This window comes from Streptomyces sp. NPDC048331 (assembly GCF_043201215.1).
GTDB lineage: Bacteria > Actinomycetota > Actinomycetes > Streptomycetales > Streptomycetaceae > Streptomyces.
Genome location: NZ_JBICYT010000008.1, coordinates 227686 through 251327 on the forward strand (window position 1 = coordinate 227686; position 23642 = coordinate 251327).

The 23642-nt window shown below is 68.1% G+C and carries 21 protein-coding genes; 4 read left to right on the forward strand and 17 right to left on the reverse strand.

The window, feature by feature from the left end; translation table 11 throughout:
* Window positions 1-3 precede the first annotated feature (3 nt).
* The 4 genes from ACGFYY_RS15305 to ACGFYY_RS15320 all read right to left on the reverse strand — a co-directional run bounded on the left by ACGFYY_RS15305 (window position 4) and on the right by ACGFYY_RS15320 (window position 4257).
* Window positions 4-396, reverse strand: a complete 393-nt coding sequence (locus tag ACGFYY_RS15305) for an FKBP-type peptidyl-prolyl cis-trans isomerase (RefSeq protein ID WP_030768420.1) — start codon at window positions 394-396, stop codon at window positions 4-6.
* Window positions 397-424: 28 nt separating this feature from the next.
* Window positions 425-1366 carry an FKBP-type peptidyl-prolyl cis-trans isomerase gene (locus ACGFYY_RS15310; protein WP_365275541.1) on the reverse strand — a complete coding sequence of 314 codons (942 nt, stop codon included), beginning with the start codon at window positions 1364-1366 and terminating at the stop codon, window positions 425-427.
* A 127-nt stretch (window positions 1367-1493) separates the two neighbouring features.
* Window positions 1494-2855 carry a Pup--protein ligase gene (gene pafA / locus ACGFYY_RS15315; protein ID WP_328791148.1) on the reverse strand — a complete coding sequence of 454 codons (1362 nt, stop codon included), beginning with the start codon at window positions 2853-2855 and terminating at the stop codon, window positions 1494-1496.
* A gap of 139 nt (window positions 2856-2994) precedes the next feature.
* Window positions 2995-4257, reverse strand: coding sequence for an MFS transporter (locus ACGFYY_RS15320; RefSeq protein ID WP_393709561.1), 1263 nt, complete (start codon window positions 4255-4257; stop codon window positions 2995-2997).
* Between the two features lie 157 nt (window positions 4258-4414).
* Between ACGFYY_RS15320 and ACGFYY_RS15325 the strand changes: the two genes are divergently transcribed.
* Window positions 4415-5413 carry a LacI family DNA-binding transcriptional regulator gene (locus tag ACGFYY_RS15325; protein ID WP_393709563.1) on the forward strand — a complete coding sequence of 333 codons (999 nt, stop codon included), beginning with the start codon at window positions 4415-4417 and terminating at the stop codon, window positions 5411-5413.
* 95 nt (window positions 5414-5508) lie between these two features.
* Here the strand turns inward: ACGFYY_RS15325 and prcA are convergent, their stop codons facing one another.
* The 6 genes from prcA to arc all read right to left on the reverse strand — a co-directional run bounded on the left by prcA (window position 5509) and on the right by arc (window position 11670).
* Complete coding sequence (gene prcA / locus ACGFYY_RS15330; RefSeq protein ID WP_030016342.1) at window positions 5509-6273, reverse strand: proteasome subunit alpha; 765 nt, start codon at window positions 6271-6273, stop codon at window positions 5509-5511.
* A 46-nt stretch (window positions 6274-6319) separates the two neighbouring features.
* Window positions 6320-7159 carry a proteasome subunit beta gene (gene prcB, locus ACGFYY_RS15335; RefSeq protein WP_393709566.1) on the reverse strand — a complete coding sequence of 280 codons (840 nt, stop codon included), beginning with the start codon at window positions 7157-7159 and terminating at the stop codon, window positions 6320-6322.
* Window positions 7111-7623 (reverse strand): endonuclease VII domain-containing protein, encoded by a 513-nt coding sequence (locus tag ACGFYY_RS15340; RefSeq protein WP_393709598.1) that lies wholly within the window; start codon window positions 7621-7623, stop codon window positions 7111-7113. Before ACGFYY_RS15340 ends, prcB begins: the two co-directional genes overlap by 49 nt.
* 117 nt (window positions 7624-7740) lie before the next feature.
* Window positions 7741-7953, reverse strand: coding sequence for a ubiquitin-like protein Pup (locus tag ACGFYY_RS15345; RefSeq protein WP_030233608.1), 213 nt, complete (start codon window positions 7951-7953; stop codon window positions 7741-7743).
* Between the two features lie 172 nt (window positions 7954-8125).
* A complete protein-coding gene (dop, locus tag ACGFYY_RS15350) occupies window positions 8126-9637 on the reverse strand; it encodes a depupylase/deamidase Dop (RefSeq protein ID WP_365275529.1) in 1512 nt (503 codons plus the stop codon).
* Window positions 9638-9903: 266 nt separating this feature from the next.
* Complete coding sequence (arc, locus tag ACGFYY_RS15355; protein WP_365275526.1) at window positions 9904-11670, reverse strand: proteasome ATPase; 1767 nt, start codon at window positions 11668-11670, stop codon at window positions 9904-9906.
* A 264-nt stretch (window positions 11671-11934) separates the two neighbouring features.
* On the opposite strand from arc, the gene ACGFYY_RS15360 reads away from it, so the two are divergent.
* Window positions 11935-12255, forward strand: a complete 321-nt coding sequence (locus tag ACGFYY_RS15360; protein WP_030723362.1) for a ferredoxin — start codon at window positions 11935-11937, stop codon at window positions 12253-12255.
* A 4-nt stretch (window positions 12256-12259) separates the two neighbouring features.
* Here ACGFYY_RS15360 and ACGFYY_RS15365 read toward each other — a convergent pair whose 3' ends face one another.
* The 3 genes from ACGFYY_RS15365 to ACGFYY_RS15375 form a co-directional block, all read right to left on the reverse strand.
* Entirely contained in the window at window positions 12260-12871 is a 612-nt protein-coding gene (locus tag ACGFYY_RS15365) for a hypothetical protein (protein ID WP_365275523.1), read from the reverse strand.
* Between the two features lie 179 nt (window positions 12872-13050).
* Window positions 13051-13947 (reverse strand): tRNA (adenine-N1)-methyltransferase, encoded by an 897-nt coding sequence (locus ACGFYY_RS15370; protein WP_030016358.1) that lies wholly within the window; start codon window positions 13945-13947, stop codon window positions 13051-13053.
* An 18-nt stretch (window positions 13948-13965) separates the two neighbouring features.
* Window positions 13966-15252, reverse strand: a complete 1287-nt coding sequence (locus ACGFYY_RS15375) for a site-2 protease family protein (protein ID WP_393709571.1) — start codon at window positions 15250-15252, stop codon at window positions 13966-13968.
* Window positions 15253-15320: 68 nt separating this feature from the next.
* On the opposite strand from ACGFYY_RS15375, the gene ACGFYY_RS15380 reads away from it, so the two are divergent.
* Together ACGFYY_RS15380 and ACGFYY_RS15385 are read left to right on the forward strand one after the other, a co-directional pair.
* Window positions 15321-16235: a RecB family exonuclease gene (locus tag ACGFYY_RS15380; protein ID WP_365280400.1), complete on the forward strand. Its 915-nt coding sequence runs from the start codon at window positions 15321-15323 to the stop codon at window positions 16233-16235.
* A 64-nt stretch (window positions 16236-16299) separates the two neighbouring features.
* Window positions 16300-16971 (forward strand): response regulator transcription factor, encoded by a 672-nt coding sequence (locus ACGFYY_RS15385; RefSeq protein ID WP_365280398.1) that lies wholly within the window; start codon window positions 16300-16302, stop codon window positions 16969-16971.
* A 106-nt stretch (window positions 16972-17077) separates the two neighbouring features.
* Here the strand turns inward: ACGFYY_RS15385 and ACGFYY_RS15390 are convergent, their stop codons facing one another.
* The 4 genes from ACGFYY_RS15390 to ACGFYY_RS15405 form a co-directional block, all read right to left on the reverse strand.
* Complete coding sequence (locus tag ACGFYY_RS15390; RefSeq protein WP_393709574.1) at window positions 17078-18661, reverse strand: ABC transporter substrate-binding protein; 1584 nt, start codon at window positions 18659-18661, stop codon at window positions 17078-17080.
* A gap of 71 nt (window positions 18662-18732) precedes the next feature.
* Complete coding sequence (locus ACGFYY_RS15395; RefSeq protein WP_393709576.1) at window positions 18733-20337, reverse strand: ABC transporter substrate-binding protein; 1605 nt, start codon at window positions 20335-20337, stop codon at window positions 18733-18735.
* A 582-nt stretch (window positions 20338-20919) separates the two neighbouring features.
* A complete protein-coding gene (locus ACGFYY_RS15400; RefSeq protein WP_030768372.1) occupies window positions 20920-21621 on the reverse strand; it encodes an HAD family phosphatase in 702 nt (233 codons plus the stop codon).
* 113 nt (window positions 21622-21734) lie between these two features.
* Window positions 21735-23642, reverse strand: a 1908-nt coding sequence (locus ACGFYY_RS15405) for a vitamin B12 dependent-methionine synthase activation domain-containing protein (protein ID WP_393709578.1), incomplete at its 5' end; no start/stop codon positions are given.

Sequence of the window (23642 nt, forward strand, 5' to 3'; positions counted from 1 at the left end):
CGGTCAGCCGACCTTGACCAGGTCGCAGACGAAGATCAGCGTCTCGCCCGGGGCGATCGCACCGCCCGCGCCACGGTCGCCGTAGGCGAGGTGGGCCGGGATGACCAGCTTGCGGCGGCCGCCGACCTTCATGCCCTGGACACCCTGGTCCCAGCCGGAGATGACCTGGCCGACACCGAGCTGGAACTGCAGCGCGGCGCCGCGGTTCCAGGAGGCGTCGAACTCCTCGCCGGTGGAGAAGGCCACGCCCACGTAGTGGACGGAGACCCGGTCGCCCTTCTTGGCCTCCGCGCCGTCGCCCTCCCAGATGTCCTCGATCACGAGGTCCTTGGGAGCCTCGCCACCGGGGAAGTCGATCTCGGGCTTCTGAAGGTCACTCACGGAACTTCTCCTCATACGTACGAAATGGTCAACCGGAACAGTCTTACATCACCGTGAGGATGTCGAGGCTGAAGACCAGCGTCGACTTCGCCGGGATGGTGCCCTGCTCCTTGTCACCGAAGCCCTGGTCCGGCGGGATGACCAGCAGGATGCGACTGCCGGCCTTCTTGCCGACCAGACCGTCCTTCAGACCCTTGACCGAAAGCTCACCCAGCGGCCAGGTGACCGTCTGGTCACTGGTGTAGGTGCTCTCGAAGGACTTGTCGTCCTTCCACGTCTTGCCGTTGAACTTGACCACGACGCTGTCGGAGTCCTTGACCACCGGACCGTCACCCTCGATGACGTAGTCCGAGACCAGCTTGGTCGGCTCGGCGGTGTCCTTCGGGACGGTCACGGAGACTTCCTTGCCGTCCGTGTTCGTGCCGACCTTGGGCAGGTCCTTGTTCTCCTGGGCGACTTCCTTGCCCGTGGCCGAGACCGGGACGGTCGCACCCTTGACGATGTCCACGACGAACACCAGGGTCGCGTTCTCCTTGATCTTCGGAGGCGAGCCCTGGGCCCCGTAACCCAGCTCCGGCGGGATCACCAGCTCGACACGACTGCCGACCTTCTGACCCTCCAGGCCCTGGTCCCAGCCCTTGATCACGGCGCCGGCGCCGATCGTCACGTCGAACGGCGCGGGCCGCCCGAAGCTCTTGTCGAACGGCTCCTTGCCGTCCCACACCTGGCCGAGGTAGTGGACCTGCGCGATGTCGTTCTTCTTCAGCACCTGCCCGGTGCCCTCGCTGATCGTCACCACCTTGAGCTCCTTGGGCGGCGCGCCCTCCCCCTTCGACAGGGTGGGCGTCTCCCCGAAGGCGGCACCCTTGGTGATCGCGGGAGCCCCGTTCTTCATCTGGGCGGAGTCGGAGCCGCTGTCGTCGCCACACGCTGCGGTCGTCAGCAGCAGGAGGGGTACGACAAGCAGGCCGGCAAGTCGGCGCACGGGTTCCTCAGATCTCAGACGGCAAAGCGGTCGCTCGCCACTCTAAGCCGTGCGCAGGGCCCCGTACGAGAGACGTACGAGGCCCTGGCGAGGAGTGCGATGTCACACAGCGGTCACTCCGCGGGTCCTACATGCCCGCGATCAGCTTCTCCACCCGGTCGTCCACCGACCGGAACGGGTCCTTGCACAGCACCGTCCGCTGCGCCTGGTCATTGAGCTTCAGGTGCACCCAGTCGACCGTGAAGTCCCGCCGCTGCTCCTGCGCCCGACGGATGAAGTCCCCGCGCAGCCGCGCCCGCGTCGTCTGCGGGGGCACCGACTTCCCCTCGAAGATCTTCAGGTCGTTGCAGATCCGCGCCGCCTGCCCCTTGCGCTCCAGCAGGTAGTACAGCCCGCGCCGACGGTGGATGTCGTGATACGCGAGGTCTATCTGAGCCACCCGCGGATTCGACATGGTCATGTTGTGCTTGGCCCGGTACCGCTCGATCAGCTGGTACTTCATGACCCAGTCGATCTCGGTCCCGATCCGGTCCAGGTCCTCCGCGTCGATCGCGTCCAGCGTGCGACCCCACAGCTCCAGCACCTGGTCCACCACGCCGGTACGGATCCCCCGACGCTCGGCGAAGTCCACCGCCTTCTCGTAGTACTCCCGCTGGATCTCCAGCGCCGAGGCCTCCCGGCCACTCGCCAGACGCACCTTGCGCTGACCCGTGATGTCGTGACTGACCTCACGGATCGCCCGGATCGGATTCTCCAGGGTCAGATCCCGCATCACCGTGCCCGCCTCGATCATGCGCAGCACCAGATCGGTCGCCCCGACCTTCAGCAGCATGGTCGTCTCGGACATGTTCGAGTCACCCACGATGACGTGCAGCCTGCGGTAACGCTCGGCATCCGCGTGCGGCTCGTCCCGCGTGTTGATGATCGGCCGCGAGCGCGTCGTGGCAGAGCTGACACCCTCCCAGATGTGCTCGGCCCGCTGACTCACGCAGTAGACCGCACCCCGCGGCGTCTGCAGCACCTTGCCGGCGCCACAGATCAACTGCCGCGTGACAAGGAACGGAATGAGAATGTCCGCCAGGCGGGAGAATTCCCCGTGCCGGGCCACCAGGTAGTTCTCGTGGCAGCCGTACGAGTTGCCCGCCGAGTCGGTGTTGTTCTTGAAGAGATAGACGTCGCCCGCGATTCCCTCCTCGTGCAGGCGGCGTTCGGCGTCGACGAGCAGACCTTCGAGAATGCGCTCGCCTGCTTTGTCGTGGGTGACCAACTCGGTCACGTTGTCACATTCGGGTGTTGCATATTCCGGATGCGAACCCACGTCGAGGTACAGGCGGGCGCCGTTCCGCAGGAAGACATTGCTGCTGCGGCCCCATGACACGACACGGCGGAAGAGGTAGCGCGCCACTTCGTCAGGAGACAGTCGGCGCTGTCCCCTGAACGTGCACGTGACGCCGTACTCGTTCTCCAGCCCGAAAATGCGGCGGTCCATGACTGAACATTACGCCTTCTGCCCTCTTCTGAAACCGGGTTCGGGAGCGCCGTTTCGATCAGTTCCCGTCAGCAGGCCGATCGACGCCCCGATCGCCCCCCGATCACGGCCCGATCGGCCCATCCGACACGCCCACCCGTCACGACGCCGACCGCGCCTGCGACGGCACGTCAGGGACCGCCTCCGACACACCCTCAGCCGAGGCCGCCACCGCCCGACTTCGCCCACCGGTCGCCAACGCCCGCTGAGTGACCATCAGAACCAGCAGCGCCGAGAAGCCCGCCACGCCCGCCACCCCGAACCCCGCCGCGGTACCACCCAGCTCCACCGCCGGCCCCGCCGCCGCCGTACCGATCGCCGCACCCACCCCGAAGAACGTCACCAACCACGAGAACGCCTCCGTCACCGTCCCCACCGGCGCATGCCGGTCCACGACGATGAACGCACACGCCAACGCCGGCGCCAGGAACACACCCGACAGCGCCGACAACCCCGTCATCGCCACCACACCCGGAACCGACATCAGCGGCAGGTAGCACGCCGCCAGCAGACCCACCAGCAGCCGCAGCCGCCGCTCCGGCGCACCCGCCCACTGCCGCGCACCGTAGAACACACCACCGATCAGCGCCCCCAGCCCCAGCGCCGCCATCAACCAGCCGTACACCGCCTGACCACCGTGATCGTCCGCGTACGCCACACCCGCCACCGTGATCGAACCCAGCGCCGTCCCCACGAAGAAGAACGCCCCCAGCAGCGCCAGCAGCCCCCGCGACCGCAGCGCCCCCAGCCAGTGCGCCTCCCGCGGCGCCGAACGCCACTTCCGCGACGGCTCGCTCACCACCACGGACAGCGCGCCCAACACACCGATCGCGTTCAACGCCAACAGCGCCCCCGCCGGCGACCACATCGCCACGAACAGCGTCACCAACAGCGGACCGACGGTGAACATGACCTCCTGGGCCACCGCGTCCATCGCGTACGCGGCGTGCACCTTCTCCTCACGACCGCCCAGCACCCCCGGCCACAGCGCCCGCAAACCACCCTCCAGCGGCGGCGTGAACAGCCCCGCCACCACCACCGCGGCATACGCGGCCACCGCCGACCCCGTACCCGAGAGCGCCAGCCACACCATGCCCAGCGCGGACAGCACCGCGGCCGGCAACTGCACCCGCGGCTGCCCGAACAGGTCCACCGCCCGCCCCAGCAACGGCTGACCCACCGCGTTCGCCAACCCGTACGCGGCGGCCAACGCCCCCGCCAGGCTGTAGCTGCCGCCCTCGGCACGCGTGAACAGCACGATCGCGATCGGCCCCGTGGCATTGGGCAGCCGGCCCACGAGCGTGCCCACCAGCAGCCTCGCGGCGTGCCGGGTCCTGAGCAGCTCCGCGTATCCCGCGGCCATGTCCGCCCCCTTCTGCCCGGGCCAGCCGGGAGTAACCGAAGTAGTAATACGTATAACTAGACCGGTCATACGTACCATGGCCGCAGTCCGCCGGTCCAGCCCACCACCGCCCGCGGACCCCACCACACCCCCCGACCTCGCAGTTCAGGAGCCCCCTGTGACGAGACCCACCAGCCGCGACGTGGCCACCGCCGCCGGGGTCTCCCAGGCCACCGTCTCCCTCGTCCTCGCCGACAAATGGCCCGGCCGCGTCTCCGAACGCACCGCCACCCACGTCCGCGAAACCGCCACCCGCCTCGGCTACCGCCCCAACCTCGCCGCCCGCAACCTCCGCCTCGGCACCACCCGCACCGCCCTCCTCGTCGTCCCCGCCCTCACCAACGAATTCTTCGCCCGCGTCTACACCGGCGCCGCCCGCGTCGCCGCCGAACACGGCTTCGGCGTCGTCCTCTACCCCTCCCCCGACGGCACCGGCCCCGCCCGCGACCCCTTCGCCTCCGCCCGCGCCGCCCTCGACGGAGTCATCGCCTCCTCCATGGCCGCCCACACCCTCGACGCCATCGGCGGCAACACCCTCCCCCTCGTCATGCTCGACAGCGACCCCACCGCCCACACCGCCGCCGCCCACGTCAACCTCGCCATGGCCGACGGCATGCGCCAGATCACCGAACACCTCCTCCCCCTCGGCCACCGCCGCTTCCTCCACCTCGCCTCCGCCATCGACACCTGGACCTTCCACACCCGCGCACAAGCCCTCAGCGCCCTCCTCGGCCCCGACACCGAGCTGCGCACCGTTCGGGCCCCCCTCACCGTCGACGCCGCCCGTACGGCCATGGAGACCGCCCTGGCGGCCCCCCAGGACCGACCCACCGCCATCGTCTGCGACGACGACATCCTCGCCGCCGGCGCCTGCAAGGCCGCCCGCCGCCTCGGCCTGCGCATCCCCGAGGACCTCTCCGTCACCGGCTTCGACGACCTCGCCCTCGCCACCGCCGTCGAACCCGAACTCACCACCGTCCACCTCCCCGCCGAACGCGTCGGCGAAGAAGGCATGACCGCCCTCCTCGCCGTCCTCGACGGCACCACCTGGACCGCGCCCGACATCCCCGTCCGACTCGTCGTCCGCGACTCCACCGGCCCCGCCCCGGCGCCGTAACCGCAGTCACGGCCACAGCCACAGCCACAGCCGTCCGGACACGACGAAGCCCCGGCCCACCGAAACGGCGAACCGGGGCCCCACCCACACCACGACTACTCGGCGTCGTCCTCCGGCGCCTCGTCGTTCGACACGGCATCGGCCTGCACCGCCGCCGTCACGTCCGCCTCCAGCAACCGCGACAGCTGCCGACCCCGGATCCGCTTGAACTTGCGCTGCTGCGCCCGCGTACGGTCCAGCACCGCGACCTCCAGCCGCTCCGCCGGAATCGTCTTGTCCGCGCCGTTGGCCTGACTGGACAGCGCCTGCACCGCCAGCTTCAACGCCTCCGACAGGGTCATCCCGTCCTGGTGACGCTGATCCAGGAACGTACTGATCTGCTCGGCATTACCACCGACCGCGACCGAACCGTGCTCGTCCACGATCGACCCGTCGTGCGGCAGCCGATAGATCTGGTCACCCGCGGCCGTCGCACCGACCTCCGCGACCACCAGCTCCACCTCGTACGGCTTCTCACCGGCCGAGGAGAAGATGGTGCCGAGCGTCTGCGCGTAGACGTTCGCCAGCCCACGGGCCGTCACATCGTCACGGTCGTAGGTGTACCCACGCAGATCCGCGTACCGCACACCGCCGATCCGCAGGTTCTCGTACTCGTTGTACTTGCCGGCGGCCGCGAAGCCGATCCGGTCGTAGATCTCGCTGAACTTGTGCAGCGCACGGGACGGGTTCTCGCCGACGAACACGATGCCGTCGGCGTACTGCAGCACGACCAGGCTGCGACCGCGGGCGATGCCCTTGCGGGCGTATTCCGCCCGGTCGGCCATGGCCTGCTGGGGTGACACATAGAACGGAGTCGACACCGGCTGTCCGTCCCTTTCTTCTGGGCTCCTACGGGGCGACGGATGGTCAGAGCAGGGCGGCGCGCGGGCCGTCGGGCTGCTCCAGCCGACGGTTGGTGACCGTACGGGCGAGCTCCTGCGACTCGTCGTCGGTCAACCTGCGGAACCCCTCGTCCGTGATCACGGTGACGATCGGGTAGATGTGGCGGTACAGGTCCGGCCCACCCGTCGCCGAGTCGTCGTCGGCGGCGTCGTACAGCGCCTGGACGACCAGCGTGGTGGCCTGCTCCTCCGACAGATCGGGACGGAAGAGCTTCTTCATCGAGCCCCGGGCGAAGATCGAACCGGAACCGGTGGCGGCGTAACCGTGCTCCTCGGAGCGACCGCCGGTCACGTCGTAGGAGAAGATCCGGCCCTTCTCCTTGGCCTCGTCGTACCCCGCGAACAGCGGCACGACGGCCAGCCCCTGCATGGCCATCCCCAGATTGCTCCGGATCATGGTGGAGAGCCGGTTGGCCTTGCCCTCCAGGGAGAGGGTCGTCCCCTCCACCTTCTCGAAGTGCTCCAGCTCCAGCTGGAACAGCTTGACCATCTCCACCGCCAGGCCGGCCGTACCGGCGATACCGACGGCGGAGTACTCGTCGGCGGGGAACACCTTCTCGATGTCCCGCTGCGCGATCATGTTCCCCATGGTCGCCCGCCGGTCGCCGGCGAGGACGACCCCGCCGGGGAAGGTGGCGGCGACGATGGTCGTCCCGTGCGGCGCCTCGACCACGCCCTCCGGCAGCTTGCGGTTGCCGGGCAGCATCTCGGGCGAGTGCGCGCCCAGGAAGTCCATGAAGGACGACGACCCCGGCGTCAGGAAGGCTGCCGGTAGACGCCCTGTGCCACGATTGTTGGCTTCCACGCGTGTCCCTCCAAGTATGAGACGACCCGACGAGCTGCGTCGGGATCGTCACCCAACTTGCCGATGGCCGTGTTGCAGTTGAAGCAAAGTACGCCTCGGACCCTACCCGTGGTGTGGCAGTGATCCACATGTACCGCTGGGCGCTTCAGACAGATACAGCAAAGCCCGCCTTGAGCGTCGATCATTTCGTCGCGATCAGCCTCGGTCATGCCGTACGAGCGCTTGAGATGCCCGGCCCGACTTTCGACCGCTCGACACGCCTTGCACCGCGTCGACAACCCGTCCGAGGCCGTCTTGTTCCGGTCCCATTCCGAGTGGGGCTTGATCTCCCCGCAGCGGCGGCAGTATTTGTGCCCCGTAGGGGCTTCGACTCGGGGACGCACGTTCTTCCCCTTGGCTATCTGACGCTGTTGGTGGTATTCGGCTGCGCACGGCCTGCAGTAGCACTGCAAGCCGTCACGCATGGCCCGGTTCGAAGCGAAAGCATCGAACGGCTTGACTACGCCACACCGCCCACACTTCTTGCCCGCCTCCGACACCCACCCTCCCCTGCGAGCATCACCTTCGATTCGAAGGCAAAATCACTCGCCACCCTTCTGAACGAAGGATCGCACGAAGTCCTCGGCGTTCTCCTCGAGCACATCATCGATTTCATCGAGTACGGAGTCGACGTCGTCGGAGAGCTTTTCCTGACGCTCCTTGAGGTCGGTCGATTCCTCGACCGCCGCCTCCTCGACCTCCTCGGTCGAGCGCGTCGCCTTCTGCTGTCCGCCGCCGGTGTCCTTGGTCGCCATGTCTACCTCACCCCGCTCGGTTCGCACGCTCATGTCGAGAGACCCCGGGATTCGGGATCTCTCAAGATCAGACCCTACGTCGGACCCTATAGGGAGGGTCCGACATTCGTCCCCGTACTTTCACAGTCCGGTTCTCTTCATGATTCCCGGACCGATCGCATTTCAGCCGTACTCACTGCCCCGAAAGCACCCGGACCAGGTCCTCCGCCGTGCGGCAGCGGTCCAGGAGCTCCTTGACGTGGTTGCGGGTCCCCCGCAGGGGTTCCAGCGTCGGGACGCGCTGGAGCGAGTCCCGGCCGGGGAGGTCGAAGATCACCGAGTCCCAGGACGCCGCGGCCACGTCGTCCGCGTACTGCTCCAGGCAGCGGCCGCGGAAGTAGGCCCGGGTGTCCTCCGGAGGCTTGCTCTGAGCCCGCTCCACGGCCGGCTCGTCCACCAGGCGCTTCATCTTGCCGCGGGCCACCAGGCGGTTGTACAGGCCCTTCTCGGGCCGTACGTCCGAGTACTGGAGGTCCACCAGGTGCAGCCGCGCCGCGTCCCAGTTCAGCCCGTCCCGGCGTCGGTAGCCCTCCAGGATCTCCTTCTTGGCGATCCAGTCCAGCTCCCCCGACAGGCTCATCGGGTCGCTCTCCAGCCGGCCCAGCACGTCCTCCCAGCGGCCCAGCACGTCCTTGGTCTGCTCGTCCGCGTCGGACCCGAAACGTTCGTCCACGTACTTCCGGGCCAGCTCGAAGTACTCCATCTGCAGTTGCACCGCGGTCAGTGTCCGGCCGCTGCGCAGCGTGATGAGGTGTTGCAGGTCGGGGTCGTGGGAGACCTGGTGCAGGGTGCGTACGGGCTGGTCGACGGCCAGGTCGACGCTGATGAACTGATCCTCGATCATGGACAGGACAAGTGCGGTCGTGCCGAGTTTGAGGTAGGTGGAGATCTCGGAGAGGTTGGCGTCTCCGATGATCACGTGGAGCCGGCGGTACTTCTCGGCGTCCGAGTGCGGCTCGTCGCGGGTGTTGATGATGGGCCGCTTGAGGGTGGTCTCCAGGCCGACCTCGACCTCGAAGTAGTCGGCGCGCTGGCTGATCTGGAAGCCGTGTTCGCGGCCGTCCTGGCCGATGCCGACGCGTCCGGCGCCGGTCACGACCTGGCGTGAGACGAAGAAGGGGGTCAGGTGGCGCACGATCTCCGAGAAGGGGGTCTCCCGCTTCATCAGGTAGTTCTCGTGCGTGCCGTAGGAGGCGCCCTTGTTGTCGGTGTTGTTCTTGTAGAGGTGGATCGGCTGGGCGCCGGGGAGCTGGGCGGCGCGGACGGCCGCCTCGGCCATGATCCGCTCGCCGGCCTTGTCCCAGAGGACGGCGTCGAGCGGGTTGGTGATCTCGGGCGAGCTGTATTCGGGGTGTGCGTGGTCGACGTAGAGCCGTGCGCCGTTCGTGAGGATGACGTTGGCGAGGCCGATGTCCTCGTCGGTGAGCTGGCTGTTGTCGGCGGCCTCGCGGGCGAGGTCGAAGCCGCGGGCGTCCCGCAGCGGATTCTCCTCCTCGAAGTCCCAGCGGGCGCGTCGCGCCCGGTGCATCGCCGCCGCGTAGGCGTTGACGATCTGGGACGAGGTGAGCATGGCATTGGCGTTCGGGTGCCCCGGGACGGAGATCCCGTACTCCGTCTCGATCCCCATTACTCGCCGTACGGTCATGCGGCCCTCCTTGCCCGGCGGCGCTCCCCTTTCGGGAGCGGCGCTCAAGTACCGCTGGTGCTCCGGTGCGTGTTCCTGTGCGGTGCCCGTCCCCGCACTGCGCGTCCGGCGGTACGGAAGAGCCTAGAACCACTGCGCGCTCGTGGGGAGATCATTTCCGTCATTGGATCCGCCTGGTCACCGGCTGAAAAGCGGCCGGTAATGCGGTGGGGTAAAGCAGTCGGCTGCGGATGCCCGGGGTGGGCATCCGCAGCCGCCCCGCTTTGTCAGAGGTACTGACCGGTGTTTGCCACCGTGTCGATGGAGCGTCCGGTGTCCGCGCCTTGCTTTCCGGTGACGAGGGTGCGGATGAATACGATCCGCTCGCCCTTCTTTCCGGAGATGCGGGCCCAGTCGTCCGGGTTGGTGGTGTTGGGCAGGTCCTCGTTCTCCTTGAACTCGTCCACGCAGGCCTGGAGCAGGTGGGCCACCCGCAGACCCTTCTGGTTGTGTTCGAGGAAGGCCTTGATGGCCATCTTCTTGGCCCGGTCGACGATGTTCTGGATCATCGCTCCGGAGTTGAAGTCCTTGAAGTAGAGGACTTCCTTGTCGCCGTTGGCGTACGTGACCTCGAGGAAGCGGTTCTCCTCGGTTTCGGCGTACATCTGCTCGACGACGGTCTGGATCATGCTGTGGACGGTGCCGTCCTTGGAGTCCTGGTGTTCGGACAGGTCGTCCGCGTGCAGGGGCAGCGAGGCCTTGAGGTACTTGGCGAAGATGTCCTTCGCGGCCTCGGCGTCCGGGCGCTCGATCTTGATCTTCACGTCGAGCCGGCCGGGGCGCAGGATGGCCGGGTCGATCATGTCCTCGCGGTTGGAGGCGCCGATGACGATGACGTTCTCCAGGCCTTCCACGCCGTCGATCTCGGCGAGCAGCTGGGGGACGATGGTGTTCTCCACGTCCGAGCTGACGCCTGATCCGCGGGTGCGGAAGAGGGATTCCATCTCGTCGAAGAAGACGATGACGGGGGTGCCCTCGCCGGCCTTCTCGCGGGCACGCTGGAAGACGAGGCGGATGTGCCGCTCTGTCTCGCCGACGTACTTGTTGAGGAGTTCGGGGCCCTTGATGTTCAGGAAGTAGGACTTTCCGGCGGGTTGGCCGGTGACCTCGGCGACCTTCTTGGCAAGGGAGTTGGCGACGGCCTTGGCGATGAGCGTCTTGCCGCAGCCGGGCGGGCCGTAGAGCAGGATGCCCTTCGGGGGCCGCAGTTCGTGTTCCTTGAAGAGGTCCGGGTAGAGGTACGGGAGCTCGACCGCGTCGCGGATCAGCTCGATCTGGTCGCCCAGGCCGCCGATCTTGTCGTAGTCGATGTCGGGGACCTCTTCGAGGACGAGTTCTTCGACCTCGCTCTTGGGGACGACCTCGTAGACGTAGCCGGAGCGGGGTTCGAGCAGGAGGGCGTCGCCGGGGCGGATGGTGATGTCCAGGAGCGGCTCGGCGAGCCTCACCACCCTTTCCTCGTCGGTGTGCCCGACGACCAGGGCGCGCTCGCCGTCCTCGAGGATCTCCTTGAGGGTGACGATGTCCCCGGCCCGCTCGAATTCCATGGCCTCGACCACGTTGAGGGCCTCGTTGAGCATGACCTCCTGGCCGCGCCGGAGGTCTTCCGGGTCGACGCTGGGGCTGACGTTCACGCGGAGCTTTCGGCCTCCGGTGAAGATGTCGACGGTGCCGTCCTCGTTGGACTGCAGGAAGACACCGAAACCGGCCGGCGGCTGTGCGAGCCGGTCGACTTCTTCCTTGAGGGCCACGATCTGGTCTCGGGCCTCACGGAGGGTATTCGCGAGTCGTTCGTTCTGTGCGGATACGCCGGCCAGGTTTGTCTGGAGCTCGACGATCCGCTCTTCGAGAATCCTCGTGTGTCGCGGAGAGTCGGCGAGCTTTCGTCGCAGGACGGCGATTTCCTGCTCGAGATAGGCAACCTGGCCGGCGGGGTCCTCGGACCCTCGCGCGGGCCGGATGCCGCGGTTGATGTCGTCGTCGTGGGCTGCCACGGTCCTCACCTCCTCCAAGGGGAGCTGGACGCTTCCTGACCCTACCTGGGCTGGTGGTGATTGAAACCCCTAGATCACAAAGACGGTAGGGGTGTGTCCGATCTTCACCCTTGCGTACTCCCTCACGCCAAGGAAATACCCACCCATCAAACTCGGGAAGCAGCCGGTTGTAAGGTCGAAGCGTTCAACACCCGTCAGGGCCCGCGCGACTTGCTGCGGGTTTCGACCGGGATGGATCACTCAGCGCAGGGAACGGCAGGAGATATGACCGTGCAGCAGGAGGCTCCGACGGGCGGTGCCGGTGAGGCCGGCGAGCCGCTCGAGGTCTGGATCGATCAGGATCTGTGTACCGGGGACGGCATCTGCGTGCAGTACGCGCCTGAGGTGTTCGAGCTGGACATCGATGGTCTGGCGTATGTGAAGAGCCCGGAGGACGAGCTGCTGCAGGACGCGGGGGCGACCACTCCGGTTCCGCTGACGTTGCTCCAGGACGTGGTCGACTCGGCGAAGGAGTGTCCGGGTGACTGCATTCACGTGAGGCGTGTCTCGGACAGGGTGGAAGTCTTCGGTCCCGACGCGGAGTGACGCTTCAAACACTCCTGGCGGCCGAGTCCGTCAGCTCCTGGCGGAATTTTCCGTCGCGCCAGCGCCACTTGGCGAGCTGTTTCGTGTCGGGGCTGTAGCGGGGTACGTCGGGTGAGGAGTAGCCGACGAGGGTCGCGGTGACGAGTCCGTCGCGCACGGTGAGCTCGGTGGCGGTTTGCCGTCGGGCGGCTTCGAGCAGGGTGGCGACGACGCGGGGGTGGCTGCCTTCGGCGGGGTCCTGGACGAGTACGTAGATCGCGTGTGGCGGGGTGCCTGAGCCGGCGTCGCAGCGGACGGCGGCGACGGTCTCGGGGCGGCCGTCGCCGTCGAGGTCGCCCTGGGCGCTGGTGGTGACGGTCTGCGGGGCGCCTTTGCAGTCGAGGGGGTAGGTGACCCCGGCGGGGTCGGGTGCGGTGGCCTGGGGGCCCTTCGCGGGGGGCTGTGCGGCTGTTGTGGTGATGTCGGTGGCCGGGGTGCCGGTGGCGGGTTGTACGAGTCCTGCGGCGGCTATGACGGCTGCCATGGCGGTGGCCGTGGCGAGCCAGTGGACGGGCCTGGTGCGGCTGTGCTCCAGGGTGTGCGGGAGCGGGGCCGTCTCGGCGTGGCTGTGCGGCACGCGGGGTGTCTCCTGTGCGAAGGGTGACGAGGAGCCAGCATCGTGCCACACCTCACACGGCGGTGGAACGGCTGGGTCCGGGGCTGGTGCACAGGACAACGAAAAGGCGCTGTGGCGCAGTTCCCGGGTGGCTCGGGGGAACTGCGCCACAGCGCCTTCATGTTGGGTCCGGTCGGCCGTTACGCGGAGCGGTCGCTGCCGGGGCCGTCGTAGTCCTCGCCGTAGGCGCCCTTGGCGGGGCGGCGGCGGCGCATGGGGGGCTCGACGCCGTCCGCGAGGCGGCGGGCGGTGACGAGGAAGCCGGTGTGGCCGATCATCCGGTGGTCGGGGCGGACGGCGAGGCCTTCCACGTGCCAGTTGCGGATCATCGATTCCCACGGCTGCGGCTCGGCGAAGCAGCCGATCTCGCGGATGGACTCGACGGTCTTGGACAGCTGCGTGGTGGTGGCCACGTAGCAGCAGAGGATGCCGCCGGGGACGAGGGCCTTGGAGACCGCTTCGAGGCATTCCCAGGGGGCGAGCATGTCGAGGATGACGCGGTCGACGTCCGTGTCGGACAGGTTGTCCTGGAGGTCGCCGACGGTCAGCTGCCACGCGGGGTGGGGGCCGCCGAAGTAGCGTTCGACGTTGGCGGTGGCGATTTCGGCGAAGTCCGCGCGGCGCTCGTAGCTGTGGAGCATGCCCTGGTCGCCGATGGCGCGCAGCAGGAAGCTGCTCAGGGAGCCGGAGCCCACTCCCGCTTCCACGACGCGTGCGCCGGGGAAGATGTCGGCGAAGGCCAGGATCTGGCCCGCGTCCTTGGGGTAGACCACGGCGGCGCCGCGGGGCATGGACAGGACATAGTCGGGGAGCAGGGGGCGCAGCGCGAGGTATGCGACGTTGCCCGTGGTGCGGACAACGCTGCCTTCGGGAGCACCGATCAGCTCGTCGTGCGGGAAGGAACCCTTGTGGGTGTGGAAATTCTTCCCGGCTTCGAGCGTGAACGTGTAGTGGCGGCCCTTGGGGTCGGTGAGCTGTACCTGGTCCCCGACCTCGAAGGGCCCGCGTCGGCGGGCGGCACCGGTCGGTTCGGACATGTGACCAGTGTATTGGCTTCAGGACTGGGGCCGTGCCATGGCCTTCACGAAGGCTTTTTCGACGTCGAGGGTGGAGAGGACGCCGTAGATGGTGCCGCCGGGTTCGAGGACGAGGTATTCGGTGGCGGGGGTGGCGCGGAGGTGGTCGAGGAGTTCTTCGCCGGTGAGTTCCGCTGAAACCTTCATGCCGTCGGTGAGGTCCTGGGCGAGGGTGCTGACGGCGACCCAGGGGCGGCGGTGTTCGGGGACGGAGGCGATGGCGGTTTCGCGGACGATGGCGGTGGGGTCGCCTTGTCCGTCGACGACGACGAGGGCGCGGGCGCCGGCTTCGTTGGCGCGGCGCAGGGCTTCGGAGAGGGGGGTGGCGTTCTCGACGGGGATGGCGCGGCGGGTGAGGGTGCGGGCGCGTAGTTCGGGGAGGTGTTCGCGTAGGCGGGCCATGCGCAGGCTGTTGCCGGCGCCGGTCCAGATGATGCCGGCGAGGATGGCGGCGAGCAGGGCGTCCATGACGGTGTTCATGCCGCCGATTTCCGAGGTGCGGTTGCCGAGGACGCCGGTGTGGGTGAGGAGGGGGAGGCCGAGGAGGACGGCGATGGCGAGGCCGCGGCCGACCCAGGCGGCGGCGATGGTGCCGGTCATGGGTTTGCCGGTGATGCCCCAGATGACGGCGCGGAGCATGCGGCCGCCGTCGAGGGGGAGGCCGGGGAGGAGGTTGAAGGCGGCGACGAGGAGGTTGGAGATCATCAGGCCGGCGAGGAGGACACCGGGGACGGTGGCCGGGTCGACGGCTTTCATGCCGAGGTAGAAGGCTGCGGTGAGGACGAGGGAGAGCAGGGGGCCGACGAAGGCGAGGACGAATTCGCGGCCGGGGGTCTCGGATTCTTTTTCGATCTCGGAGACTCCGCCGAAGAACTGGAGCTGGATGCGGCGTACGGGGAGCTTGAAGCGGAGGGCCGCGACGGTGTGCGCGAGTTCGTGGACGAGGACGGAGGCGTAGAAGGCGACGGCGAAGAAGAGGGAGACGAGGTAGCGGACGGGTCCGAGGTCGGGCAGGACGCGGTCGAGCTGGTCTCCGAAGACCCAGGTGATGAGGGCTGCGACGAGGAACCAGCTGGGCGAGACGTAGACGGGTACGCCGAAGGGGCGGCCCATGAGGAGTCCGCCGCCCGGTCCGGAGCGGCGGCCTGCGCGCTCGCCGGTTTCGTCGGTGTCTGCCACGGCTGTCCTTCGTTCGGTGCTGGTGTTTCCAGTGTGTTCTGTTCGTGTACGGGGTGGTGCTGTAGCGGGTTGTGATGCTCCGATCATGCAGTGCGAGGGGGCTCGGCGTCGATGGTATGCGCGTGCTGTCGGTCGCGGGTCGTAGGGTTTTGTCCATGACGACGAGCCCCGGTGCCGTGCCCGGCGCGGCCGAAGCCGCCAGCCCCAGCGCTGTGGCGCCTTCTTCGCTCTCTCCTTCCCGGGCGAGCGATTTCATGCAGTGTCCGTTGCTGTACCGGTTCCGGGTGATCGACAGGTTGCCGGAGAAGCCGAGTGCGGCGGCGACGCGTGGGACGTTGGTTCATGCGGTGCTGGAGCGGCTTTTCGATCATCCGGCGCAGGAGCGGACGGCGCCGGCGGCGAAGGCGTTGTTGCCGGGGCAGTGGGACCGGTTGCTGGAGTCGAGGCCGGAGCTGATGGGGCTGTTCCCGGAGGGTGACGAGGGGGCGGGGCTGGCGCGGTGGCTGACGGAGGCCGAGGCGCTGGTGGAGCGGTGGTTCACGTTGGAGGACCCGACGCGGCTGGAGCCGGTGGAGCGGGAGTTCTTCGTGGAGACGGAGCTGGAGTCGGGGCTGCGGCTGCGCGGGATCATCGACCGGGTGGATGTGGCGCCGACGGGTGAGGTGCGGATCGTCGACTACAAGACGGGGAAGGCGCCGCGGCCGGAGTATGCCGAGGGTGCGTTGTTCCAGATGAAGTTCTACGCGTTGGTGGTGTGGCGGCTGAAGCGGGTGGTGCCGCGGCGGTTGCAGTTGGTGTATCTGGGCAGTGGGGATGTGCTGACGTACGACCCGGTGGTGGCGGATCTGGAGCGGGTGGAGCGGAAGCTGCTGGCGTTGTGGGAGGCGATCCGGGAGGCGACGGAGTCGGGTGAGTGGCGGCCGCGGCCGACGAAGCTGTGTGGTTGGTGTGATCATCAGGCGGTGTGTCCGGAGTTCGGTGGTACTCCCCCGCCGTATCCGTTGGTGATCTCTCCGCGTGCGGAGGTGGACGCGGCGGGGTCGGGGGTGGAGCGCCCGGCGGAGTCCTGATCCGGGTGTCAGGGCAGAATGGTCGGGCCCGCCGTAGCCGTCCGACGAATACGAGGTAGACCCCGTGGCGATCCGCGTCCTTCTGGTCGACGACCAGCCGCTGCTGCGCACCGGCTTCCGGATGATCCTGGAGGCGGAGGAGGACCTGGCGGTGGTGGGCGAGGCCGGGGACGGTCTGCAGGCGTTGGATCAGGTGCGGGCGCTGCAGCCCGATGTGGTGCTGATGGACATCCGGATGCCGCGGATGGACGGGGTGGAGGCGACCCGGCAGATCACCGGTCCGGAGCGTGACGGGCCGGCGAAGGTGTTGGTGTTGACCACGTTCGATCTGGACGAGTACGTGGTGGAGGCGCTGCGGGCGGGGGCGAGCGGGTTCCTGTTGAAGGACGCGCCGGCGACGGAGTTGGTGCAGGCGATCCGGGTGGTCGCGGCGGGTGAGGCGATGCTCGCGCCGAGCATCACGCGGCGGCTGCTGGACAAGTACGCGGGGCATCTTCCGTCGGGTGAGGAGAGCCTGCCGGACACGCTGGGGACGCTGACCGAGCGTGAGGTCGAGGTGTTGAAGCTGGTGTCCCGGGGGTTGTCGAACGCGGAGATCGCGGCGGATCTGTTCGTGAGTGAGACGACGGTGAAGACGCATGTGGGGCATGTGTTGACGAAGCTGGGGCTGCGGGACCGGGTCCAGGCGGCGGTGTACGCGTACGAGAGCGGTCTGGTGCGTCCGGGGGCGCAGTAGGTCGGTCGGGCGGGCGCGCGTACGCGAAGGGGCCGTACGCGTGTGCGCGTACGGCCCCTTCGTGTGGTGCCGGGCCCGCCGTGGGGCGGGCCCGGCTCCGGTGGCGTCAGCCCTTGCTGATCTCCCAGAAGCGGAAGACGGTGGAGGCGTCGAGGGACCACTGCAGGCCGCTGACGTTCTGGCGGGTGACGGCGTACTGCTTGCCCTGCCAGAGCGGGATGAGCGGGAGTTCGTCGGCGACGATGTCCTGGAGGCGGTTGTAGTCGGTGTTGGCCGCGGTGCGGTCGGACTTCGCGGAGGTCGACGGGATGATCGTCCCGGTGATCTCCTTGTTGTCGTAGTTGTTGTTCAGCACGTTGTCCGGGCCGAAGAACGGCTGCGTGAAGTTGTCGGCGTCCGGGTAGTCGGGGACCCAGCCCTTGACGTACACGCCGTACTTGCCGGCCTGGATGTCCTTCTCGTACTGCTCGTACTCGACGGACTTGACGTCGGCGTCGAAGAGGCCGCTGTCGTTGAGCTGCTTGGCGATGACCTCGAACTGCTGGTCCGTGGAGGGGCCGTAGCGGGACGGGGTGGAGTACAGGGTGAGCTTGACCTTGCCGGTGATGTTGGCGGCCTTGAGGACGGCCTTGGCCTTGTCGACCTGGGGGGTGCCGCCGTAGCGGTCGAAGAACGGGGTCGTGTGGCCGGCGATGCCGGTCGGCACGATGGAGTAGAGCGCGGTGGCGGTGCCGGCGTACACGTCGCGGACGAGGGCTTCGCGGTCGATGAGGTAGGCGATGGCCTTGCGCACGGGGAGCTTGCCGACGACGGGGTCGTTGACGTTGAAGACCATGTGCTCGACCTCGGCGCCGGTGCCCTGGACGACGTCGACCTTGTTGTCGCCGGTCTTGCTGGAGGCGAGGGCGGCGATGTCCTTGGCGGCGAGGCCGCGGAAGGCGAAGTCGACGTCGCCGCTTTCGAGGGTCGTCTTGAGGCCGGCCTGGTCGCCGTTGAAGAACTTCAGCGTGACGCCGGTGTTCTTGGCCTTGGCCTTGCCGCTGTAGGACTCGTTGACGGAGAAGCTGGCGCTCTTCTCGCTGAAGGAGTCGAGCTTGTAGACGCCGGAGCCGATGGCCTTGTTGTCGGTGCGCAGCTTGTCGACCGGGTATTCGGTGTGGTCGACGATGGAGCCGGCGCCCGAGGCGATCTTGCTGGGGAAGGTGGCGTCGGAGGTCTTGAGCTTGAAGACGACGGTCTTGTCGTCGGGGGCGTCGATGCCGGCGATGGACGCGAGCATGACGGCCGGGCCGTTCGCGTCGTTGATCTTCAGGGTGCGTTCGAAGGAGAACTTGACGTCCTTCGAGGTGAGGCTGTGGCCGTTGCTGAACTTCAGGCCGTCGCGCAGGGTGCACTTGTAGAGCTTGCTGTCGCCGCCTTCGAAGCCGCAGGCCTGGGCGGCGTCGGGCTCGGGGGTGGTGCCGCCCTTGGGGAAGCTCAGCAGCGACTGGAAGACGTTGTTGAACAGCAGCCAGGAGCCGGGGTCGTAGCCCGATGCCGGGTCGACGGACTTCACCTTGTCGGATATGCCCATGACCACGCCCTTGCCGCTGCCGGCATTGGAGCCATCGGTCGAACCGCAACCGCTGAGCAGCGCGGCGGCGGTGGCCGCGCCGAGCGGGGCCGCCAGCCACTGGTTACGTCGATTCACGCGAACGTCCTTCACAGTCGAACTGTTTCGTTGGTCCGGCCCGCGACTTCCGCTGCCGGTCGTTGCCTTGTTCAGCCGCTTACGCCGCGGCCGAGCTCCCACAGCTGGAGGTCGGAGATGGCGTTGACCGACCACTCCACTCCGGTGATCCCGTCGCGTGCGGCGACGTACTGCTTGCCCTGCCACAGGGGCAGGACGGGTACGTCCTCGGCGACGATGTCCTGTATCTCCGTGATCGCGGGGACGGCGATCGTACGGTCGACCGCCCGCCGGGATTCGGGGATGAGCCTGTTGCGCACCGCGCTGTTGGCGTACGGCGTGCCCAGGAAGTTGTCCTGCTCCAGGAACGGGGCGAGGAAGTTGTCGGCGTCCGGGTAGTCGGGGAACCAGCCGAGCCCGTAGGCGGCGTGGTCGCCCTTCTTCTGGGCGGGGCGGAAGTCCGCCCATTCGCTGCCCTGGACGGTGATGTCGAAGAGGCCGGTGGAGTTCAGCTGGGCCTTGAGGGCGTCGAACTCGGCGGCCGTGCCGTCGCCGTAGTGGTCGCTGGTGTAGTGCAGGGTCAGCTTGACGGGGGTCTTGATCCCGGCGTCCTTCAGCAGGGCGGCGGCCTTGGGCGTGTTGGCGTCGCCGTACTTGTTGTAGAAGGAGTTGACGTGGCCCGTGACGGTGGTGGGGACCAGCGAGTAGAGCGGCGTGGCGGACTTGCCGTAGACCTTGGAGATGAGCTGGCCGCGGTCGACGGCGGCGGCGAGTGCCTGGCGTACGGCCTTGTCCTTGACGACCGGTGCCTCGGTGTTGAAGCCGAGGTAGCGGATCTCCAGGCCGGGCATCGGGACCAGCTTGACGCCCTTGGGGGGCTGGGCGCTGAACTCGGTGATCTGGGCCGGCGACAGGGTGCGGGAGACCATGTGGATCTTCCCGTCGGTGAGCGCCTTGCCCACGGTCGGGGAGTCGGTGAAGGTGCGCAGTTCGACCTTGTCGTTCTGCAGCTTGAGGTCGCCCTTGTAGTGGGGGTTCTTGGTGAAGACGGCGCGGACCAGTCGGCCGCTCTTGACCTCGGCCTTCATCGTGTACGGGCCGGAGCCGTCCACGGCGAAGCCCTCGCGGAGCTTCTTGGCGTCGTAGTTCTTCTCGCTGACGATGCCGGCGGCGGGGGTGGAGAGCTTGAAGGGGAAGGTCGCGTCGGGGGTCTTCAGGTGGAAGACGACGGTGTCGGCGCCCTTGACCTCGACGTTGTCGAGGGTGGAGAGCAGCGAGGAGGGGCCGTTCTCGTCCTTGATGGCGAGGACGCGGTCGATGGAGAACTTGACGTCCTTGGCGGTGAGGGGCTCACCGTCGGCGAACTTCAGACCGGGGCGCAGGGTGCAGCGGTAGCTCTCGTTGCCGGAGTCGGTGAAGCGGCAGGCGGAGGCCGCTTCGGGGACGGGCTGGCCGCCGCCGCGCGGGGTGTGCATCAGCGTCTGGACGGTCTGGCGCAGGATGTTCCAGGCGCCGGCGTCGTAGGCGTATGCGGGGTCGAAGGGGGCGGGAGCGAAGTCTGCGGCCTCGAACCGATCGGTGGTTCCGACGACGATCGCTCCGGATCCTGCTCCTCCGCCGCTCGCGCTGCCGCAGGCGGCCAGCGCGGGGGTGAGCAGTCCGGCCGCGGCCGTCAGCACCATGGTCTTGCGGTTCATGCTGGAAGTACTCCCTGTAACCGGCACTTGTTCAAAGCGGCGTAGAGGGCACTTCGCGACGGTCGCCCGTTCAGGGCGGAACGATCGGGCCGGTGGTGTGACGATCGGTCCACGCGGTCCCGGCACAGGGGTGTGTGTCGGGGACGGCTGAGGTGCGGCGTAGTGCCCGCGTCGACATTAGTGGTCCGGGACGGGATGGCTGGAACTGACCGAACTTGGGGCGTAATCGCACCGTGATCGGAGCGAACTGCCTGTTCACGCGCAGGGCTGCGCAGATTCGGTCAGGGGCTGATCAATGTGGACACATTGGAAGCCGCAGGGGCCCTGGGGCGGACTCGCCCGGGGTGCACGGGGTGACCAAGGTCACCCTGCGCAACGGCCCCGGAGAGGATGGAATTTCAGCCTCCGGGGCCGGCGGCGGAAGATCCTTCCGCTAGGGGGCGGCCGGACAGGGTTCCATTCGGGACAGAGCGTGCTCGCGGGGCTCCGGTGCGTGGCAATGCATACCGATGTAGACCTATGCATGTCGATGTGTCCGCTTGGGTCGAGTGTGTGCTCTGCCGGCGGGCCGGGTCGTCACTCTCAGTTCATCGGGGCGATGAGCGAGCGCAGGAACGCCAGATCCACGTCCTCCAGCGAGCGGACGACCGTACGCCCGGGGGCGGGTTCGATCACGCCGACCGAGGGGATGGCCACGACCCGGCAGCCGGCGGCCTCGGCCGCCGCCACGCCGGTGCGGGTGTCCTCGATGACCGCGCACCGCGAGGGGTGCGCGCCCAGCGAGCGCGCGGCGAACAGGTACGGGTCGGGGTGCGGCTTGGTACGGGCCACCTCGTCGCCGGCGACCGTCATCGTGAAGCGGTCACGGCCGAGAGTGAGCAGCACCTGGTCGATGACCCGCCGGTGGGAGGCGGAGACCAGGGCGGTGGGTACGTTGTGCCGGGCGAGCTCGCTCAGCAGCCGCTCGGCGCCGGGCATCAGCGGCACCCGGTCGGCGATGCGGGCCTCGAAGCGCTCGTTGAGCAGGACGCTCAGCTCGGCGAGCTCGATGGCGGCGCCGGTCGATTCGATCAGGAAGGCCGCGCTGCGGCTCATCGGGCCGCCGACGACCACGTCCCGCCAGGCGTCCTCCAGCCGGTGCCCGAGCTCCTGGAAGATCTCCGCCTCGATCTCCCACCAGAAGCCTTCGGTGTCGACCAGGGTGCCGTCCATGTCGAGCAGCACCGCCTGCAGGGCAGACCCGTCGGCCGTTCGGGCGACGGGGGCGGGAACCGTGCTCGTCATGCGCATGCCTCTCAGAAGGGACGAGAAGGCCGGTCACCTCTTCCGCGGGGCATACCACCCCGGGGAACAGGCGACCGGCCTGTATGGGACCGACAAGTGTACGTCGGTGGAGCTCAGCGTGCGTTGAAATACTTCGCTTCGGGGTGGTGAATCACGATCGCGTCGGTGGACTGCTCCGGGTGGAGCTGGAACTCCTCCGACAGGTGGACCCCGATCCGCTCCGGCTCCAGGAGGTCGGCGATCTTCGCGCGGTCCTCCAGGTCGGGGCAGGCGCCGTAGCCGAGCGAGAAGCGGGCGCCGCGGTACTTGAGGTCGAACATGTCCTCGACCTTCGCCGGGTCCTCGCCGCCGAATCCGAGCTCGGAGCGGACGCGCGCGTGCCAGTACTCGGCCATGGCCTCGGCGAGCTGAACGGAGAGGCCGTGCAGCTCCAGGTACTCGCGGTAGGAGTCCGACTCGAACAGCTTGGCCGTGGCCTCGCCGATCTTCGAGCCGACGGTGACCACCTGGAGGCCGACGACATCGATCTCGCCGGACTCCTCGGGGCGGAAGAAGTCCGCGAGGCACAGGCGGCGGCCGCGACGCTGGCGCGGGAAGGTGAAGCGGGTCCGCTCGTTGCCCTGCTCGTCGAGGATGATCAGGTCCTCGCCCTTGGAGACGCAGGGGAAGTACCCGTAGACGACCGCCGCCTCGAGCAGGTTCTCGGTGTGCAGCTTCTCCAGGAGGCCGCGCAGCCGGGGCCGACCCTCGCTCTCGACGAGCTCCTCGTACGTGGCCCCGCCCGCGCGGGCCTGCTTCAGGCCCCACTGGCCCTTGAAGAGGGCACCCTCGTCGAGCCAGGAGGCGTAGTCCTTGAGCGGGATGCCCTTGACGACCCGGGTGCCCCAGAAGGGCGGGGTGGGGATCGGGTTGTCGACGGCCACGTCCGAGCGGCCACCGGACTCCTCCGGCTCCTCCACCTGGAGCACGGGCGTGTCGCGCTTGGCGACGCGGCGCTGCTTGAGCTCGGGCAGGGAGGCGCCGGGGACGCCGCGCTTGACGGCGATGAGGGCGTCCATGAGGCGTAGGCCTTCGAAGGCGTCGCGGGCGTAGCGGACCTCGCCCTCGTAGATCTCGTGGAGGTCTTGTTCGACGTAGGCGCGGGTGAGGGCGGCGCCGCCGAGGATGACCGGGTAGTCGGCGGCCAGCTTGCGCTGGTTCAGCTCCTCCAGGTTCTCCTTCATGATCACCGTCGACTTGACGAGGAGGCCGGACATGCCGATCACGTCGGCCTTGTGCTCCTGCGCCGCTTCCAGGATCGCGGAGACCGGCTGCTTGATGCCGATGTTCACGACGTTGTAGCCGTTGTTCGTCAGGATGATGTCGACGAGGTTCTTACCGATGTCGTGGACGTCACCACGGACGGTGGCGAGGACGATCGTGCCCTTGCCCTCGTCGTCGGTCTTCTCCATGTGCGGTTCGAGATACGCCACCGCCGTCTTCATGACCTCGGCCGACTGGAGGACGAAGGGGAGCTGCATCTGGCCGGAGCCGAAGAGCTCGCCGACGACCTTCATGCCCTCCAGGAGGGTGTCGTTGACGATGTCGAGGGCCGGACGCGTCCGCAGGGCCTCGTCGAGGTCGGCCTCCAGGCCGTTCTTCTCACCGTCGATGATCCGGCGCTGCAGTCGCTCGTCCAGCGGCAGCGCGAGGAGTTCCTCGGCGCGGCCGGCCTTGAGGGACTTGGTGTTGACGCCCTCGAAGAGGGCCATCAACTTCTGCAGCGGGTCGTAGTCGCCCTCACGCCGGTCGTAGATCAGGTCGAGGGCGGTGGTCACCTGCTCCTCGTCGAACCGGGCGATCGGCAGGATCTTGGACGCGTGGACGATCGCGGAGTCCAGACCGGCCTTCACGCACTCGTCGAGGAAGACCGAGTTCAACAGGACCCGGGCGGCCGGGTTGAGACCGAAGGAGATGTTCGACAGACCGAGGGTCGTCTGGACGTCCGGGTGCAGCCGCTTCAGCTCGCGGATCGCCTCGAT